Below are 16,165 nucleotides of genomic sequence, written 5' to 3'. Positions count from 1 at the left end.
GCATGCACTACAACCAATACATCACAAGTGGTCAGACCTCCTACAAGCACAGGGAGCATTTCTCTATGATGATTTTGAGTATTGTTGCAACCGTTGTTTTACTCGGTGCGCTCTTCTATCACCGGGTCAGCCTGCTGCTCAGCAGCGTGATCTTGCTCGCCTGGACCGCAGCGCTCGGCGCGGCCGGTCTGTGGAATATCTGGCTGCTGCTGCCGCTGGCGATCATTCTGTTGCCGTTTAACTTTGCGCCTATGCGTAAATCCATGATTTCCGCACCGGCGTTTCGCGCTTTCCGCAAGGTGATGCCGCCGATGTCGCGTACGGAAAAAGAAGCCATCGACGCCGGGACCACCTGGTGGGAAGGGGATCTGTTTCGCGGCAACCCTGACTGGCACAAGCTGCATAACTATCCGCAGCCGCGTCTGACCGCCGAAGAGCAAGCCTTCCTCGACGGCCCGGTGGAAGAAGCCTGCCGGATGGCCAACGACTTCGCCATCACCCACGAAATGGCCGATCTGCCGCCGGAGCTGTGGGCGTATCTGAAAGAGCATCGCTTCTTCGCGATGATCATTAAGAAAGAGTATGGCGGGCTTGAGTTCTCCGCTTATGCCCAGTCGCGGGTGCTGCAGAAGCTCTCTGGCGTCTCCGGCATTCTGGCGATCACCGTCGGCGTCCCGAACTCACTGGGGCCGGGCGAGCTGCTGCAGCATTACGGTACCGAAGAGCAGAAAAACCATTATCTGCCGCGTCTGGCGCGCGGGCAGGAGATCCCCTGCTTCGCTCTCACTAGCCCGGAAGCGGGCTCTGACGCCGGCGCCATTCCGGATACCGGCGTGGTCTGCATGGGTGACTGGCAGGGCCAGCAGGTGCTGGGTATGCGCCTGACATGGAACAAACGCTACATTACGCTGGCGCCTATCGCCACCGTGCTGGGACTGGCGTTTAAACTTTCTGACCCGGATCGTCTGCTGGGGGGAGAAGAAGAGCTGGGCATCACCTGCGCGCTGATCCCGACCTCCACCCCGGGCGTGGAAATTGGCCGTCGTCACTTCCCGCTTAACGTCCCTTTCCAGAACGGCCCAACCCGCGGCAAAGATATCTTCGTGCCGATCGATTACATCATTGGTGGGCCGGGGATGGCCGGTCAGGGCTGGCGCATGCTGGTTGAATGTCTGTCGGTGGGACGCGGTATTACTCTGCCGTCCAACTCCACCGGCGGCCTGAAATCGGTGGCTATGGCTACCGGGGCTTACGCCCATATTCGCCGCCAGTTCAAAATCTCGATCGGTAAAATGGAAGGGATTGAAGAGGCGCTGGCGCGCATTGCCGGTAATGCTTATGTAATGGACGCTGCGGCGTCGCTTATCACCTACGGCATTATGCTCGGCGAGAAACCGGCGGTGCTCTCCGCGATCGTGAAATATCACTGCACCCACCGCGGCCAGCGCTCCATTATCGACGCAATGGATATTACCGGCGGGAAAGGCATTATGCTGGGCGAAGGCAACTTCCTCGCCCGGGCCTATCAGGGCGCGCCTATCGCCATCACCGTGGAAGGGGCGAACATTCTGACCCGCAGCATGATGATCTTCGGTCAGGGTGCGATTCGCTGCCATCCGTACGTGCTGGAGGAGATGGCCGCCGCGCAGAACAACGACCTGAACGCCTATGACAAGCTGCTGTTCAAACATATCGGCCATGTCGGCAGCAACAAAGTACGGAGTTTCTGGTTGGGCCTGACCGGCGGACGCACCAGCAGCGCGCCGACCCGCGACGTCACCCGCCGCTACTATCAGCAAATGAACCGCCTGAGCGCGAACCTGGCGCTGCTGTCAGACGTCTCGATGGCGGTGCTGGGGGGCAGTCTCAAGCGTCGCGAACGTATCTCCGCGCGTCTGGGGGATGTGTTAAGCCAGCTGTACCTGGCCTCGGCGGTGCTGAAACGCTATGACGATGAAGGACGCAACGAAGCCGATCTGCCGCTGGTTCACTGGGGGGTGCAGGATGCGCTGCATCAGGCCGAGCAGGCCATCGACGATCTGCTGAAAAACTTCCCCAACCGTCTGGTGGCTGGCGCAATGCGGCTGGTCATCTTCCCGACCGGTCGTCATCATCATGCGCCGTCGGATAAGCTGGACCATAAAGTCGCTAAAATTCTGCAGGTGCCCAGCGCCACCCGCTCCCGCATCGGTCGCGGTCAGTACCTGACGCCGAGCGAGCATAACCCGGTCGGCCTGCTGGAAGAGGCGCTGCTGGAAGTGATGGCGGCCGATCCTATCCATCAGCGTATCTGTAAAGAACTGGGTAAAAATCTGCCGTTCACCCGTCTCGACGAACTGGCCACCCATGCCCTGGCGAAAGGCTTAATTAATCAGGATGAAGCCGCCATTCTGACCCGAGCAGAGCACAGTCGCTTGCGCAGCATTAACGTCGACGACTTTGCGCCAGAGGAGCTGGCAACCCAGCCGGTAAAGCTGCCGGAAAAAGTTCGCAACGTTGAAGCCGCATAATAAAGCAACAACCACATCACAGGCCGGGCGGGGAATTTTCCCCGCCTTTTTTTCGTCTCGCCTTCACCCGTGGTTCCTGTTAGTAGCATTTTTTTAACAAAATATTCCGCGGACCGCCGCGAGGCTGATAAGGTGTTACAGTTAACCTAACCCCCTCATGAGAATGGAGTTGACCATTGTGCCTGGCCTGAAAATTACGCTGTTGCAACAACCGCTGGTCTGGATGGACGGCCCTGCTAACCTGCGCCATTTTGATCGCCAACTGGAAGGGATTGTCGGGCGCGATATCATTGTTTTACCTGAGATGTTTACCACCGGCTTTGCGATGGAAGCGGCAAAACAGTCTTTACCCGAGGCCGAGGTGGTGGCGTGGATGCATGCCCGGGCGGCGCAAACCCAGGCGTTGATCGCCGGCAGCGCCGCGCTGCAAACTGAGCGCGGGGCCGTTAACCGCTTCCTGCTGGTCGAGCCTGACGGCACAGTTCATCATTATGATAAACGGCACCTGTTTCGTATGGCGGATGAACACCATCACTATGAGGCCGGGGACAAGCGCGTGGTCTTTGAATGGCGCGGATGGCGGATCCTGCCGCTGGTCTGTTACGACCTGCGCTTCCCGGTATGGTCGCGTAACCTTAACGATTATGATCTGGCGCTGTATGTGGCGAACTGGCCGGCGCCGCGCTCTCTGCACTGGCAGTCGCTGCTGGTCGCCCGCGCGATTGAGAACCAGGCCTACGTCGCCGGCTGTAACCGGGTCGGCACCGACGGCAACGGTCATCATTACCGCGGTGATAGCCGGGTTATCAGTCCCCAGGGGGAGATTGTCGCCACCGCCGATCCGCATCAGGCCACTCGTCTTGACGCCGAACTGTCGCTGAGCGCCCTGCAGGAATATCGTGAAAAATTCCCCGCCTGGCGCGATGCCGATCCTTTTACTCTGGATTAATCCCCCTCCGCTTTCTTCCCCCCTTCTGCGGGAAAAGAAAGCGGAATTTCCTCTTGCAGCGCCCAACAGAATATTTACAGGGCGCCTTTCATTTCTGTTCTACACTCATTAAAAGACCCCACAACCAAACGGGCGGAGATCATTTTCAATTCACTTCTGCTTTGTAAATCATGAGTTTTCTATTGCCAGCTTGTTTTGTTGAACCCGGCTGAGCGTTGGCGTATGAATATTTAATGAGCGTAATGGAAAATGGATAATAATAATCTTCAGTTAATAGAAAAACGGCTGGTCACCCGCTTTCTCGATATGTTTATTCGGTTCGGTCTTATTCTGGCGCTGGCCTCATTCTGTTTTACCGTCTTTTCTCCCTTCGTCAATATGATGCTCTGGGCGTTGATTCTGGCCGTGGCGCTCTATCCTTTACATCAGTATTTTGCCAGACTGTTAGCGGGCAAACAGGGACTGGCGTCGGTGGTGCTGGTGCTGTTAGGTATTTTACTGATTGTTATCCCCACGGTGCTAATGATCACCTCGCTGGCGGAAAGCGTCAGCGCCATGATTGACAAGATGGGTAGCCAGAGCTTTACCATTCCCCCGCCCTCTTCACGAATTGCCTCTTTACCGATCGTTGGCGAGCGGCTTAGCGCCCTGTGGATGCGGGCTTCCGTGGATCTCCCGGGACTGCTCAGCAATTACCGTTCGCAAATCGGCGATATTGCCAAACAGTTCCTCAGCATATTAGCCAGCATGGGCGGCGGACTGATTGGCTTTATTATTTCGTTTATCGTCTCGGGCATTATGATGGCCTGGGGCGCCGCGGGCGCCATCAGCGCCCAGCGTATTGCCATCCGTATTACCGATGAAAATAAAGGCGTGACCCTCACCCGCCTGTGCACCAGCACCATCCGCACGGTCGCCCAGGGCGTTATCGGGGTGGCATTGATCCAGGCGCTGCTGGTCGGCGTGATCATGCTGATGGCCAGCATTCCCGCCGTCGGGATCTTCTTTATTCTGGCCCTGATCCTCGGCATTGCCCAGGTGCCGGTGATCCTGGTGACGGCCCCGGCCATTGCGCTAATGTGGAGTCTCGGCACCCACAGTACCGGAATGGATATCTTCTACACCATCCTGCTGATCGTCGCCGGTATGGCCGATAACGTGCTCAAACCTCTGCTGCTGGGGCGCGGAGTCGACGCGCCAATGCCGGTAGTGCTGCTGGGCGCCCTCGGCGGAATGGCCTCTAACGGCATTCTCGGTATGTTTCTCGGCGCCACCCTGCTGGCCATCGGTTATAGGATCTTCATGACCTGGGTAAATGAAGGGCAACCCGCTCTGCCGCAGGATAAATAACCTCAAGGGAGCGTTACGCTCCCTTAATTCATTCCATAAACATTCGTACCGCGCACCAGACCAGCAGCAGCGCCAGCAGCAGATTTAACCCTCTTCCATGGCGTTCGAACACCGGCTGAAACAGATGACCGGCCAGCGCCCAGCAAAGATTGCCGGCAACGCCTATTACTGATAGCAACAGGCTTATCATCACCAGCCAGAATGGCTCGCGAGTCACCGGCAGAACAAAGGTCGACAGGGCCGTGATGCCGTACAGGATAATTTTTACATTCACAAACTGCAGCCCCAGGCTGGCCCAGAAGCTGACAGGCCGCTCCTCCTGCCCACCGCTGGCCGGGTCGCTACGCGCAATGTGCCAGGCCAGCCACAGGATATACCCTGCGCCGACCCAGCGTAGCAGGGAGGTTATCCCCTCATCCAGGGTAACGAGAGTGAACGTCAGCCCGGCACAAATCAGCATGATGATCACAAACCCCAGGCTCATGCCGGCCAGAACCCGCATGCTCCGTCGAAAGCCGTGCGCGGTGACGCTGCTCAGCGCCAGAATATTATTCGGCCCGGGCGTCAGGGCGGTGATCAGGGTGTAAGTTAAAAATGCGCTAATCAGGGTAGGTGTCACGTGTTTTCTCCTCTTGACTGGCAGACAGTACCCGAAGCTGATAATTTAAAAAAATGAATGTTTTTTCATTCTGAATTCGAGAATGTCGATATAAAGAGGAAATATGGATCTGCGACGCTTTATCACTTTCAAAACGGTTGTCGAAGAAGGATCCTTTCTGCGCGCCTCGCAGAAACTGTGCTGCACCCAGTCCACCGTAACCTTTCATATCCAGCAGCTTGAGCAGGAGCTTGCTATCCCGCTGTTTGAGAAAATTGGCCGGCGGATGTGTCTCACCGCCGCGGGTAAGAATGTCCTGCCGCACGTCTACGATCTGACCAAAGTGATGGCGTCGATTCGCCAGGCGGCGCGCCAGGACGATGAACCCGGCGGCGAACTTCGCGTCGCCACTGGTGAAACCCTGCTGGCGTACAAAATGCCGCCGGTGCTGCAGCGTTTTAAGCAACGCGCCCCGAAGGTCCGCCTGTCACTACAGTCGCTCAATTGCTACAGCATCCGTGATGCGCTGCTCGCTGACGAAGTCGACCTGGGGGTGTTTTACCGGGTTGGCAACGATGATGCACTCACCATGATGGAACTTGGCCCGCAGCCGCTGGCGCTGGTCGCGTCAGTCGATCAGGCGCCGGTCGACTTCCTGCGCCCGCGGCAGCATATCCCATTGAGCTTTATCATCAACGAGCCCCAGTGCGTGTTCCGGCAGATTTTTGAAAGTACCCTGCGCCAGCGCGGCATTACCATGGAGAACACCATCGAACTGTGGAGTATTGAAAGCATCAAACAGTGCGTGGCGGGCAATCTTGGGGTGAGCTTCCTGCCGCGCTTTGCGGTAGAGGAGGAACTCAAACGCGGGACGCTGGTCGAGCTGCCGTTCAGCGAGACGCCGCTGACGATCCATGCGCTCTGCGCCCATCACGCCGGGAAAGCAATCAGTCCTGCGATGCGGGTATTCATGCAGTGTATGCAGGAGGAACAAGAGGCGCGCTGAAATTCGGCGACGAAAACGACGAAAGCCTGAATCATTGCTGATTCAGGCTTTCTGAATAGTGGCGGAACGGACGGGACTCGAACCCGCGACCCCCTGCGTGACAGGCAGGTATTCTAACCGACTGAACTACCGCTCCGCGTTGTTGTTCCGTTGGGAACGAGGCGAATATTACGGATTCCCCTCTACCCCGTCAACGCTTTTTCTACCGTTTTGAATCGTTTGCTGCAAAAATCGCCCAACCGCCTACTTTTAATCCATTTTAGTGGTTATCAGGCACGCCACAGGCAGCTTCCGCCTTTCTTTTGTACCAGATCGAGGCGGGATTCATGGTTCACCAGTTCTTCATCAGAGGCATAAACTACCCGTAACTGGCTGGCGGCGCGGACGACGCGCTGAATGCCCATCTCTCCCGCCTGCTGCTGGCTTTCGCCTTCCATAGAGAACGCCATCGACGTCTGGCCGCCGGTCATCATCAAATAGACATCGGCAAGGATCTGGGCATCGAGTAATGCCCCGTGCAGAGTACGCTTGCTGTTATCTATTTCGTAGCGCGAACATAACGCATCCAGACTGTTGCGCTTGCCGGGGAACATTTTCCGCGCCAGTGCCAGACTGTCGGTGATTTTACAAAAGGTCTCGGTTTTTCCAATGCCGCGGTTCAGCTTACCGAACTCATAATCCATAAAGCCGATATCGAACGAGGCGTTATGGATCACCAGCTCCGCGCCGCGGATGTAATCCATAAATTCATCGGCAACATCGGCAAAGGTGGGTTTATCCAGCAGGAATTCATCGGCGATCCCGTGCACGCCGAACGCCTCCGGATCCACCAGCCGATCGGGCTTCAGATAGACGTGGAAATTGTTACCGGTCAGGCGGCGGTTGATCACCTCCACGGCGCCGATCTCAATGATCTTGTGTCCTTCGTAGTGCGCCCCGATCTGGTTCATACCGGTGGTTTCGGTATCGAGAACAATCTGGCGCGTAATTGCAGTGCTCATAGCGGTCATTTATGTCAGACTTATCGTTTACAAATCGATTTCAATTACAGGAAGTCTACCAGAGATGCTCAAACAGGTAGAAATTTTCACCGACGGCTCTTGCCTGGGAAATCCAGGACCCGGCGGTTACGGCGCCATCATGCGCTACCGCCAGCACGAAAAGACCTTCAGCGCCGGCTACCGTCTGACCACCAATAACCGCATGGAACTGATGGCGGCAATCGTCGCTCTCGAAGCGTTAAAAGAGCATTGCGAAGTGGTGCTCAGCACCGACAGCCAGTATGTCCGCCAGGGGATCACCCAGTGGATCCACAACTGGAAAAAGCGCGGCTGGAAAACGGCTGAGAAAAAACCGGTAAAGAATGTCGACCTCTGGCAGCGGCTGGACGCCGCGCTTGGCCAGCATAAGATCAAATGGGAGTGGGTGAAGGGCCACGCCGGCCATCCAGAAAACGAACGCTGCGACGAGCTGGCCCGCGCGGCGGCCTCCCATCCCACTCAGGACGACATCGGCTACCAGCCGGAGAGCTAATTCTGCCCCTTGCGCCACTGCCGGGTGGCGCCGACTGCCGGCCGCAGCTGGGTTTTCGCTTTACCGGATTTCATCGGATTGAGCGTCAGCGGAATGGTCCGTTTGCGGGCGACAATCAATTGCAAACAGCCCAGCGCTGGCAGATGGGTGCTCAGCAGTTTGCCGCCATGCCGCGACCAGGGTAAAACCTGATAACGCCCATAGTGCAGCACTTCAAAGTTGAGCAGCGACAGCCAGTCCAGCTGGCGCATCAGCGTAAACATACGGCTGTTGTACGGCGTACCGTTGCGCAGGAGCGGCACCAGCTTACGCAACCCCATCAGGCTGACCGGATTAAACCCGGTCAGGATCATCCAGCCATCATCGATCAGGACGCGATCGGCCTCCCGCAGCAGACGATGCGGATCGCTACACCACGGCAGGGTGTGCGCCAGCAGGCAGGCGTCGACGGACTTTTCGGCAAAGGGTAAATGCAGCGGGTCGGCCCGGACCTGCATTGGGTTTCCCGCCAGCGAGACATTCACCTGGTGCGAGATGGCGCAAGCTTCGGTATTGATTTCCGCGCTCAGATTGCCAATCTTAAGCAGATGAAAGCCATATAATTTAGCCAGCCATGGCTTCATCTGCTGTTCAAGCGTTTCGCGATAGTATTCGCCCCACGGCATACTGGACCAATGCTCAGGCGCTGTCACTGTATGAGGTATCCTTGCCGGCTTCATTGCCACCTTCCGCTACGCTTTAGAGGTAATTTATGAATCTTATCAGTATTCCCGCGTTTCAGGACAACTACATCTGGGTTCTCATTGAGAATCACGGCCGCTGCATCATCGTTGACCCGGGCGAGGCCGCGCCGGTTCTGGCGGCAATCGAGGAAAACCAGTGGCAGCCCGAGGCCATTTTACTGACCCATCACCATCAGGATCACGTCGGCGGCGTAAAACAATTACGTGAAAAATTCCCCTCTCTGGTGGTTTACGGGCCGGCAGAAACCCAGGATAAGGGGGTTACTCAGGTAGTAGACGATGGCGATCGGTTGTCAATTCTGGGTCACGATTTTTCCATTTTCTCCACGCCAGGTCACACATTAGGACATATCTGTTACTACAGCGAACCTTATCTGTTTTGCGGCGACACAATGTTCTCCGGCGGCTGCGGAAGGCTGTTCGAAGGCACCGCAGAGCAAATGTATCAATCATTTATGAAAATTAACGCCCTTCCTGCAGAAACCATTATATGTTGCGCACATGAATATACGTTAGCGAATATGAAGTTTGCGTTGAGTATCCTGCCTGATGATAGGGACATAAACGATTACTATCATAAAGTTAATGAGTTACGTGCAAAAAAACAAAAGACACTACCCGTAATTCTGAAAAACGAGCGGCGTATAAATTTATTTTTACGCGTAAATGATGTTGATTTAATTGATAAAATTAACAAAGAAACAAAATTGCAACACTCTGTGGCGCGATTTGCGTGGTTAAGGTCAAAGAAAAACGAATTCTGACATTTAATTCTTGTCATCGGCTAACTTCGCCGTTATCCTTGGTCGTCTTTTAAGCAACTATTGACACACACATGAAGGCACGAGCGATATTATTCGCCTCTGTCCTGCTGGTGGGGTGCCAGGCGTCTAAGCACGATGGCACCGTCGAACAGCGAGCACAGAGCCTTTCTGCGGCTGGTCAAGGGGAAGCAGGCAAGTTCACAAGTCAAGCGCGCTGGTTAGATGATGGAACCTTCTACGCGCAAGACCAGGATCTGTGGACTTCCATAGGCGACGAGCTAAAGATGGGAATACCGGATAACCCCCGGATTCGCGAGCAAAAACAGAAGTACTTGAGAAATAAGAGCTATCTCCACGATGTAACTTTACGGGCAGAGCCGTATATGTACTGGATAGCCGGGCAGGTTAAGAAACGTAACATGCCAATGGAACTGGTATTACTACCCATAGTGGAGAGCGCTTTTGACCCACACGCGACGTCTGGCGCCAATGCCGCAGGCATCTGGCAGATCATTCCGAGCACAGGGCGCAATTATGGTTTAAAACAGACCCGCAGTTACGATGCGCGTCGTGACGTTGTCGCATCGACAACCGCGGCGCTGGACATGATGCAACGTCTGAACAAAATGTTCGACGGCGACTGGTTGTTAACGGTCGCGGCATATAACAGCGGCGAAGGTCGGGTCATGAAGGCAGTGAAAGCGAACCGTTCGCGTGGCAAACCCACCGATTTCTGGTCGCTGTCTCTGCCGCATGAAACGAAAGTCTACGTACCGAAAATGCTGGCATTGAGCGACATCCTCAAAAACAGCAAACGTTACGGCGTAAAGTTGCCTACGGCTGATGAAAGCCGTGCGCTGGCGCGCGTTCGCCTCGACAGTCCGGTTGAGATTTCTCAGCTCGCGGATATGGCCGGTATGCCGGTCAGCAAGCTGAAGACCTTCAACGCCGGCGTAAAGGGGTCAACGCTGGGCGCTAGCGGGCCAAAGTATGTCATGGTGCCGCAGAAGCACGCAGCCCAACTGCGTGAATCGCTGGCCTCTGGCGACATTGCCGCCGTACAGCCGACGCAGCTCGCGGATAATACGCCGCTGACCATCCGAAGCTATAAGGTGCGTTCCGGCGACACCATTTCCGGGATTGCTTCCCGTCTCGGTGTGACGACCCGCGATCTGCAGCAGTGGAATAACCTGCGCGGCTCTGGGTTGAAGGTTGGACAAAATCTGGTTATCGGCGCCGGCAGCAGCGCGCAGCGTCTGGCGAATAACAGCGATAGCATCACCTATCGCGTTCGCAAAGGTGACTCGCTGTCGAGCATCGCCAAACGTCATGGCGTTAATATTCGCGACGTCATGCGCTGGAACAGCGATACCGACAATCTGCGGCCTGGCGATCAGCTAACCCTGTTTGTGAAAAACAGCGATCGACCAGAGTCCTGATACGTCAGGGTTCGATAAAAAGGCACCGACTTCCCCCGGTGCCTTTTTTGTTGTCTGTATTAAACCGCTTTATGCGCTTCAAACATGATGGTATCGCTGGTAAAGGAACCATCCTGCTGTAACTCAAAGTAGGCTTTCACCTCCGCCGAGGCGCTCTGCTGGTATAAACGAATCGCCTCCACCAGCGGCTCAGGGGTACGCATCCGCGCCACCCACGAACTGAATTCCAGCGGCAGGCGATCGGTCAACAGCCGATTAATCACCAGCCCCGCCTCCGTCGCCAGCGTCAGCCACTCGCCGCTGGAATAATTACGCACGTGCGAGGTATCGCGCAGGGCTTCCACGGTCTGCAGCCAGACATCACGCACCGCATGGCCCGGCGACATCACGTCCATCACGATCATCACCCCGCCCGGCTTGAGAACACGTTTCACCTCACGCAGCGCCTGGCCGACATCATGCCAGTGATGCGCGGAGTAGCGGCTAATCACCACATCAAAGCTGGCATCAGCGAACGGCAGCGTTTCAGCATACCCCTGCTGGGTCACGATATTGCTAAAGCCTTTCTCTTTTGCCGCCGCGGTAACCACTTCCAGCATCTGGCTCGATAAATCATAGGCGGTAACCTCGGCAACCTGTCCCGCCGCGGTAAAGCTGGCGTGCCCTGCCCCGCAGCCCATATCCAGCACTTTCGCCTGCGGAAAATCAGCCAGACGTTCCGCCAGCCGCTGCAGATCGCGACCAGAGGCATGTACGGCGCTGGTCAGATAGGCGCTGGCCTGGGAGCCGAACTGCTTTTCAACGTTGTCATGGTGAGAGCGTGTTGTCATGTTGTCTTGTCCTTACGGTTTTTTGAGTAATAAAAGGCAGCACTATGCATGCACAGGCCTGCCCCATGGCAGGCCTGACCAACCTTAAATTAATCAGGCTTGCCGGGACTGAATTCGACTAGTAGCGGGTTGTGGTCGGAGGCGCGGGTTACCAGCACGGAAGCATCGTGCACGCTTAACCCACGGTAGAACACAAAATCGAGCGGGCGACCAAACGCGCGACGGCGCTGGTCGTCAGAGAAACGAACTTCACGCAGCGACATCTCGCGTGCAAAGCGGTACAGCGCGTTCATTCGCGGCCGGCTCCAGGCATTGAAGTCCCCGGCCATAATCACCGGCCCGCTGTGATGGGCAATCTGATCGCCGATCGGCAGCAACTGCTTGCTGTAGACATCGACGCCAAGGCTAAAGTTGACGGCATGGATATTGACCACCATTAACAACCGCGCATCGGGCAGCGGATAGACGGTCACTAAGGCCGATTTCGGCAATCGCAAAATAGGCTCGCGCTCGCGCAGCGGACAGCAATAGATGGGGTGAGCGGAGGCCAGCGTCATCACGCCGGAAGGATGCTGGGGCAGCACCAGCGCCGGCACCTGATCGGCGGCCAGATAGTTTGAAGTCGCGAACCTGACCAGTTCTGGGGTGGTTTGCGCCTCCTGCAACAGGACCAAATGCGCATCTTTGCCGAAATTTTTGAGGACCGACTGCCACTCTGCACGCTGCTGCTTGAAGATATTCCACACCAGCACGCGGATCTTCTCATCGCTGCTTAACGGCGTGCCGGCGGAATAAACCGGACTCACGCCCGCAAACGCCCCCGGAGGCAATATTCTCTCCGCAGGTTGTCCGGCGACATAGCGCATGGCGTAGGTGTTCTTTCGCAATTTGGGCATTAATCCTCGATAACAGAAACCAGCCCGACGACGACTGGTTCTTCTGTTATAGGGATTTTCCCATACACTTTCAATGCAATTTGCGAGAAACCCTTAGCCTTCGGGAGAAAGCGCTGCCGAACGGCGCGGCAATTTATCTAAACGCCCGCTCAGAACCACCAACAGCAAAGCGACCAGCACAATCACCGCGCCAATCCACGGCGTCTGCGCCAGACCGTACCGCTCGACCGTCTGTCCGCCGACGATCGATCCCAGCGCGATGCCGACGTTGAAGGCGGCGATATTCAGACCGGAAGCGATGTCGACAGCCCCCGGGGTATACTGCTCTGCTTTTTGCACCACATAGACCTGCAGACCCGGCACGTTGCCGAAGGCGAAAACGCCCATCACCAGCACCGTTGCCAGCGCGGCATAGTGAACGCTGGCGGTCAGCTGGAACACCAGCAGCAGCACAACCAGCGCGGCGAAGATAAACTTCAGCGCGGAGACGGCGCCATGCTTATCGGCCAGTTTGCCGCCCCATACGTTGCCGATAGCCACCGAGACGCCATAGCCCAGCAGGATCCAGCTCACCGCTGAGGGGCTGAAGCCGGCCAGCTCCTGCATCATCGGCGCAAGGAAGGTAAAAGCGGTAAACACGCCGCCATAGCCCAGCGCGGTAATGGCATAGATCATCAGCAGGCGCGGATGGGTTAAGACTTTAAGCTGATCGCGCAGGCTGGCGCTGGCGCGGCCCGGAATATTATTCGGCACCAGAATCAGACTGCTGATTAGCGCAATCACCCCGAGAATCGATACCGCGAGGAAGGTTTCCCGCCAGCCGAAATGCTGGCCAATAAAGGTGCCAAAGGGAACGCCGGTCACCAGCGCGACCGTCAGGCCGCCGAACATAATGGCGATGGCCGAGGCTGCTTTCTCTTTTGCCACCAGGCTGGTGGCGATTGTCGAGCCAATAGAGAAGAACACGCCGTGCGCCAGGCCGGTCAGCAGGCGCGCCAGGATCAGCGTTTCATAGCCTGGAGCCTGCCAGGCCAGCACATTACCCGCCGTAAACAGGACCATCAACGCCAGCAGCAGCTGTTTACGCGGCATACGCCCGGTTAATGCCGTCAGCACCGGGGCGCCGATCGCCACGCCCAGCGCGTAGATAGAGACCAGCAGTCCCGCAGAAGGTAGAGAGATAGAGAGTTGTTGGGCAATCGTCGGGACCAGGCCGACAATCACGAATTCAGTGGTGCCAATTGCAAAGGCACCGATGGTTAAGGCAAATAGCGCCAGTGGCATAATTTACTCCGTAGCATCAGGATTAAGATGACACGTAGTATGAAGGGTTGTATAAATAACAAAAACTATCAAAGTATCAATAGAATTTTGCTACAGGTGCAATAATGAGAGCCACATCCGAGGAGATCGCCATCTTTGTGGCGGTAGTGGAAAGCGGGAGTTTCAGCCGGGCAGCCGAACAGCTGGGTCAGGCCAACTCTGCCGTCAGCCGGGCAGTCAAAAAGCTCGAATCAAAGCTTGGTGTCAGCCTGCTTAATCGGACCACCCGCCAGCTCAGTCTGACAGAGGAAGGCGAGCGCTATTTTCGGCGGATGCAGGTGGTATTGCAGGAGATGGCGGCGGCAGAAAATGACCTGCTGGAAACGCGCACGACGCCGCGGGGCTTGCTGCGGGTGGATGCCGCGACGCCGGTGATGCTGCATTTTCTCATGCCGCTGGTGAAGCCGTTTCGCGAGCGTTACCCGGAAATGACGCTGTCGCTCGTCTCTTCAGAGACGTTTATTAACCTGATTGAACGGAAAGTGGATGTAGCGATACGGGCCGGAACCTTAACGGATTCCAGCCTGCGCGCCCGACCGCTGTTCACCAGCTATCGTAAGATCGTCGCCTCGCCAGCGTATGTCTCGCGCTACGGTGTGCCGCAGCATCCGTCAGATCTGAAACAACATCAGTGTCTGGGCTTCACTGAACCCGTCTCTCTGAACACCTGGCCAGTCTCCTGTTGCGATGGTCAGTTGTTAGAGATTGAGGCGGCGGTGTCATCAAACAGTGGGGAAACCCTCAAACAACTGTGTCTGACCGGCAACGGTATTGCCTGTCTGTCGGATTATATGGTGGATAAAGAGATAGCCAGCGGGGAGTTTGTTGAACTACTGGCCGACAAACGCTTGCCGGTGGAGATGCCCTTCAGTGCGGTGTACTACAGCGACAGAGCCGTCAGTACACGTATCAGGGCGTTTATTGATTTTCTAAGCGAACACGTAAAACAGCTCCCGAAGGAGCTGTCGTAGTACCCTCTGATAGGCATGCCGGAAGCGGGAGATTAATCCCACTGCGGCGCCAGACCTTCCGGGCTCACCAGCCGATCGTTGCAATCCAGCGCAGCGATCGCCTGGCGATATTCATCATCCAGCTGCAGATCCAACGCCTTCAGGTTGCTGGCCAGGTTCTCACGCTTCGTCGAGGACGGGATTACCGCGTACCCCTCGCCCATCGCCCATGCCAGGATAACCTGCGCCGGTGTCGCATTATGTTTCGCCGCGATACGGGCAATCACCTCATCTTTCAGTGCCTTACCGTAGGCCAGGGTCATATAAGAGGTGATATGGATACCGTGCTCACGCGCCCAATCGACGACTTTACGGTTTTGCAGATACGGCGAGAGTTCAATCTGATTGGTAGCAATGTTTTCAGCGCCAACGGCGGCAATCGCGCGCTCCATCAGTGGAATAGTGAAGTTGGAGATACCGATCTGACGGGTCAGGCCGAGCGTCTTCGCTTCCATCAGAGCGGCCATAAACTCTTCAACAGCCACCGCATCGTTCGGTGACGGCCAGTGGATCAGCGTCAGATCAACATAGTCAGTGCGCAGCTTCTGCATGCTCTCTTGCAGGCTGGCGATGAGTTTGTCTTTGCTCAGGTTCTCGATCCAGATTTTGGTCGTGATGAACAACTCATCACGCGGCACGCCGCTCTCAGCGATAGCCTGACCCACCGCGGCTTCGTTGTCATAGATTTGCGCGGTGTCGATAGTACGATAGCCCAGCTCCAGCGCGGTTTTTACGGATGCGATAACAACATCATCTTTCAGACGGAAGGTGCCAAGACCAAATGCAGGGATTGCCATGTTTTTCCTCGTTATTTGTTCATTTCGGTTAACGGATGAAATTATGGCGGATGGTGTGGAGGGGAAAAAGAGCGATTAATGCAGAGGATTTTTGCTGGTTTAGCAATAATCGGGAACAGATGAAACAAAAAAGCCCTGAGCAAATGCTCAGGGCTCTTATTAAGTGGCGGAACGGACGGGACTCGAACCCGCGACCCCCTGCGTGACAGGCAGGTATTCTAACCGACTGAACTACCGCTCCACCGAATTTTTTCGCTTTATGACCACCGGTTGTCACCCCGGCTTACTGCAATTTGATGCCTGGCAGTTCCCTACTCTCACATGGGGAGACCCCACACTACCATCGGCGCTACGGCGTTTCACTTCTGAGTTCGGCATGGGGTCAGGTGGGACCACCGCGCTAGTGCCGCCAGGCAA

15 protein-coding genes, 2 tRNA genes and 1 rRNA gene are annotated in these 16,165 nt (G+C 56.2%); 8 read left to right on the top strand and 10 right to left on the bottom strand.

All coding sequences use genetic code 11. The features are described 5' to 3' along the window. Positions 1 to 65: 65 nt before the first annotated feature. The 3 genes from fadE (at position 66) to MKS11_RS21690 (ending at position 4,809) form a co-directional block, all read left to right on the top strand. Positions 66 to 2,510, top strand: coding sequence for an acyl-CoA dehydrogenase FadE (fadE, locus tag MKS11_RS21700; protein ID WP_023319786.1), 2,445 nt, complete (start codon positions 66 to 68; stop codon positions 2,508 to 2,510). Between the two features lie 178 nt (positions 2,511 to 2,688). Further along, entirely contained in the window at positions 2,689 to 3,459 is a 771-nt protein-coding gene (locus tag MKS11_RS21695) for an amidohydrolase (RefSeq protein WP_004204628.1), read from the top strand. Between the two features lie 249 nt (positions 3,460 to 3,708). Next, the gene (locus MKS11_RS21690) at positions 3,709 to 4,809 is read left to right on the top strand and encodes an AI-2E family transporter (protein ID WP_284109690.1); all 1,101 of its coding nucleotides are present in this window, start codon (positions 3,709 to 3,711) and stop codon (positions 4,807 to 4,809) included. A gap of 28 nt (positions 4,810 to 4,837) precedes the next feature. Here the strand turns inward: MKS11_RS21690 and eamB are convergent, their stop codons facing one another. Beyond that, the gene (eamB, locus tag MKS11_RS21685; protein ID WP_004204623.1) at positions 4,838 to 5,428 is read right to left on the bottom strand and encodes a cysteine/O-acetylserine transporter; all 591 of its coding nucleotides are present in this window, start codon (positions 5,426 to 5,428) and stop codon (positions 4,838 to 4,840) included. 103 nt (positions 5,429 to 5,531) lie between these two features. Between eamB and MKS11_RS21680 the strand changes: the two genes are divergently transcribed. After that, the gene (locus MKS11_RS21680; RefSeq protein ID WP_012968890.1) at positions 5,532 to 6,413 is read left to right on the top strand and encodes a LysR family transcriptional regulator; all 882 of its coding nucleotides are present in this window, start codon (positions 5,532 to 5,534) and stop codon (positions 6,411 to 6,413) included. Positions 6,414 to 6,472: 59 nt separating this feature from the next. Here MKS11_RS21680 and MKS11_RS21675 read toward each other — a convergent pair. Together MKS11_RS21675 and dnaQ are read right to left on the bottom strand one after the other, a co-directional pair. Further along, a tRNA-Asp gene (locus tag MKS11_RS21675) sits at positions 6,473 to 6,549 on the bottom strand. Between the two features lie 133 nt (positions 6,550 to 6,682). Beyond that, positions 6,683 to 7,414: a DNA polymerase III subunit epsilon gene (gene dnaQ, locus MKS11_RS21670; protein WP_004204621.1), complete on the bottom strand. Its 732-nt coding sequence runs from the start codon at positions 7,412 to 7,414 to the stop codon at positions 6,683 to 6,685. Positions 7,415 to 7,478: 64 nt separating this feature from the next. Between dnaQ and rnhA the strand changes: the two genes are divergently transcribed. Further along, the gene (rnhA, locus tag MKS11_RS21665; protein ID WP_004204620.1) at positions 7,479 to 7,946 is read left to right on the top strand and encodes a ribonuclease HI; all 468 of its coding nucleotides are present in this window, start codon (positions 7,479 to 7,481) and stop codon (positions 7,944 to 7,946) included. Here rnhA and MKS11_RS21660 read toward each other — a convergent pair. Next, positions 7,943 to 8,665: a class I SAM-dependent methyltransferase gene (locus MKS11_RS21660; protein ID WP_012968892.1), complete on the bottom strand. Its 723-nt coding sequence runs from the start codon at positions 8,663 to 8,665 to the stop codon at positions 7,943 to 7,945. The two genes, rnhA and MKS11_RS21660, sit on opposite strands and share 4 nt — an antisense overlap. Positions 8,666 to 8,697: 32 nt before the next feature. Between MKS11_RS21660 and gloB the strand changes: the two genes are divergently transcribed. Next, the gene (gene gloB, locus MKS11_RS21655) at positions 8,698 to 9,453 is read left to right on the top strand and encodes a hydroxyacylglutathione hydrolase (protein ID WP_284109689.1); all 756 of its coding nucleotides are present in this window, start codon (positions 8,698 to 8,700) and stop codon (positions 9,451 to 9,453) included. 71 nt (positions 9,454 to 9,524) lie between these two features. After that, positions 9,525 to 10,892 (top strand): murein transglycosylase D, encoded by a 1,368-nt coding sequence (gene mltD, locus MKS11_RS21650; RefSeq protein WP_087771496.1) that lies wholly within the window; start codon positions 9,525 to 9,527, stop codon positions 10,890 to 10,892. A 59-nt stretch (positions 10,893 to 10,951) separates the two neighbouring features. Here the strand turns inward: mltD and MKS11_RS21645 are convergent, their stop codons facing one another. The 3 genes from MKS11_RS21645 to MKS11_RS21635 all read right to left on the bottom strand — a co-directional run bounded on the left by MKS11_RS21645 (position 10,952) and on the right by MKS11_RS21635 (position 13,902). Then, positions 10,952 to 11,722, bottom strand: coding sequence for a class I SAM-dependent methyltransferase (locus tag MKS11_RS21645; protein WP_064183779.1), 771 nt, complete (start codon positions 11,720 to 11,722; stop codon positions 10,952 to 10,954). Positions 11,723 to 11,811: 89 nt separating this feature from the next. After that, positions 11,812 to 12,609 carry an endonuclease/exonuclease/phosphatase family protein gene (locus MKS11_RS21640; RefSeq protein WP_074194120.1) on the bottom strand — a complete coding sequence of 266 codons (798 nt, stop codon included), beginning with the start codon at positions 12,607 to 12,609 and terminating at the stop codon, positions 11,812 to 11,814. A 102-nt stretch (positions 12,610 to 12,711) separates the two neighbouring features. Beyond that, a complete protein-coding gene (locus MKS11_RS21635) occupies positions 12,712 to 13,902 on the bottom strand; it encodes an MFS transporter (protein ID WP_043521489.1) in 1,191 nt (396 codons plus the stop codon). Positions 13,903 to 14,006: 104 nt separating this feature from the next. Between MKS11_RS21635 and yafC the strand changes: the two genes are divergently transcribed. Continuing rightward, a complete protein-coding gene (gene yafC, locus MKS11_RS21630; RefSeq protein ID WP_004204612.1) occupies positions 14,007 to 14,912 on the top strand; it encodes a DNA-binding transcriptional regulator YafC in 906 nt (301 codons plus the stop codon). Positions 14,913 to 14,944: 32 nt separating this feature from the next. Here the strand turns inward: yafC and dkgB are convergent, their stop codons facing one another. The 3 genes from dkgB to rrf form a co-directional block, all read right to left on the bottom strand. Continuing rightward, positions 14,945 to 15,748 (bottom strand): 2,5-didehydrogluconate reductase DkgB, encoded by an 804-nt coding sequence (dkgB, locus tag MKS11_RS21625; RefSeq protein WP_087771497.1) that lies wholly within the window; start codon positions 15,746 to 15,748, stop codon positions 14,945 to 14,947. A 164-nt stretch (positions 15,749 to 15,912) separates the two neighbouring features. Beyond that, positions 15,913 to 15,989, bottom strand: a tRNA-Asp gene (locus tag MKS11_RS21620). A 57-nt stretch (positions 15,990 to 16,046) separates the two neighbouring features. Then, positions 16,047 to 16,162: ribosomal RNA gene (gene rrf, locus MKS11_RS21615) — 5S ribosomal RNA — on the bottom strand. Between the last annotated feature and the right edge of the window lie 3 nt (positions 16,163 to 16,165).

It is taken from the genome of Klebsiella sp. K5-45 (assembly GCF_030128605.1).
Lineage (GTDB): Bacteria > Pseudomonadota > Gammaproteobacteria > Enterobacterales > Enterobacteriaceae > Klebsiella > Klebsiella quasipneumoniae.
Note: the sequence above shows the minus strand (reverse complement) of the source record. Positions and strands in the feature narration are given on the sequence as shown.

Coding starts and splice junctions, on each gene's coding strand:
- fadE (WP_023319786.1), top strand. CDS start 66: ATGATGATTTTGAGTATTGTTGCAACCGTTGTTTTACTCGGTGCGCTC.
- MKS11_RS21690 (WP_284109690.1), top strand. CDS start 3,709: ATGGATAATAATAATCTTCAGTTAATAGAAAAACGGCTGGTCACCCGC.
- MKS11_RS21680 (WP_012968890.1), top strand. CDS start 5,532: ATGGATCTGCGACGCTTTATCACTTTCAAAACGGTTGTCGAAGAAGGA.
- dnaQ (WP_004204621.1), bottom strand. CDS start 7,414: ATGAGCACTGCAATTACGCGCCAGATTGTTCTCGATACCGAAACCACC.
- rnhA (WP_004204620.1), top strand. CDS start 7,479: ATGCTCAAACAGGTAGAAATTTTCACCGACGGCTCTTGCCTGGGAAAT.
- MKS11_RS21660 (WP_012968892.1), bottom strand. CDS start 8,665: ATGAAGCCGGCAAGGATACCTCATACAGTGACAGCGCCTGAGCATTGG.
- gloB (WP_284109689.1), top strand. CDS start 8,698: ATGAATCTTATCAGTATTCCCGCGTTTCAGGACAACTACATCTGGGTT.
- mltD (WP_087771496.1), top strand. CDS start 9,525: ATGAAGGCACGAGCGATATTATTCGCCTCTGTCCTGCTGGTGGGGTGC.
- MKS11_RS21645 (WP_064183779.1), bottom strand. CDS start 11,722: ATGACAACACGCTCTCACCATGACAACGTTGAAAAGCAGTTCGGCTCC.
- MKS11_RS21635 (WP_043521489.1), bottom strand. CDS start 13,902: ATGCCACTGGCGCTATTTGCCTTAACCATCGGTGCCTTTGCAATTGGC.
- yafC (WP_004204612.1), top strand. CDS start 14,007: ATGAGAGCCACATCCGAGGAGATCGCCATCTTTGTGGCGGTAGTGGAA.
- dkgB (WP_087771497.1), bottom strand. CDS start 15,748: ATGGCAATCCCTGCATTTGGTCTTGGCACCTTCCGTCTGAAAGATGAT.